The organism is Paenibacillus sp. J31R30, from assembly GCF_059692115.1.
The window spans coordinates 1-1,026 of the sequence record NZ_JCAUAV010000037.1 but is presented as its reverse complement, the minus strand read 5'-3'; the positions used below and the strand labels follow the sequence as shown (position 1 = coordinate 1,026).

Here is a 1,026-nt window from a genome sequence, read left to right as displayed (position 1 = left end):
AGGAATTTTGGTTAAGCCCTCGACCGATTAGTATTCGTCAGCTGCATACGTTGCCGCACTTCCACCTCGAACCTATCAACCTCGTCGTCTACAAGGGGTCTTACATACTGGGAAATCTCATCTTGAGGGGGGCTTCGCGCTTAGATGCTTTCAGCGCTTATCCCCTCCGTACATAGCTACCCAGCGATGCCTCTGGCGAGACAACTGGTACACCAGCGGTACGTCCATCCCGGTCCTCTCGTACTAAGGACAGCTCCTCTCAAATTTCCTACGCCCGCGACAGATAGGGACCGAACTGTCTCACGACGTTCTGAACCCAGCTCGCGTACCGCTTTAATGGGCGAACAGCCCAACCCTTGGGACCTACTTCAGCCCCAGGATGCGATGAGCCGACATCGAGGTGCCAAACCTCCCCGTCGATGTGGACTCTTGGGGGAGATAAGCCTGTTATCCCCAGGGTAGCTTTTATCCGTTGAGCGATGGCCCTTCCATTCGGTACCACCGGATCACTAAGTCCGACTTTCGTCCCTGCTCGACTTGTAGGTCTCGCAGTCAAGCTCCCTTATGCCTTTGCACTCTGCGAATGATTTCCAACCATTCTGAGGGAACCTTTAAACGCCTCCGTTACATTTTAGGAGGCGACCGCCCCAGTCAAACTGCCCACCTGACACTGTCCCCATACCGGATCACGGTACCAGGTTAGAACTCCGATACGATCAGGGTGGTATCCCAACGGCGCCTCCACCCAAGCTGGCGCTCAGGCTTCAAAGGCTCCCACCTATCCTGTACAGATCGTACCAAAGTCCAATATCAAGCTGCAGTAAAGCTCCATGGGGTCTTTCCGTCTTGTCGCGGGTAACCTGCATCTTCACAGGTATTAAAATTTCACCGGATCTCTCGTTGAGACAGCGCCCAAGTCGTTACGCCATTCGTGCGGGTCAGAATTTACCTGACAAGGAATTTCGCTACCTTAGGACCGTTATAGTTACGGCCGCCGTTTACTGGGGCTTCAATTCATAGCTTCGG

1 rRNA gene is annotated in these 1,026 nt (G+C 53.7%); it reads right to left on the bottom strand.

Annotated elements, in window-relative coordinates:
- Nucleotides 1-7: 7 nt before the first annotated feature.
- Nucleotides 8-1,026 (bottom strand): 23S ribosomal RNA (locus AC58QO_RS33690); the annotation flags it as partial.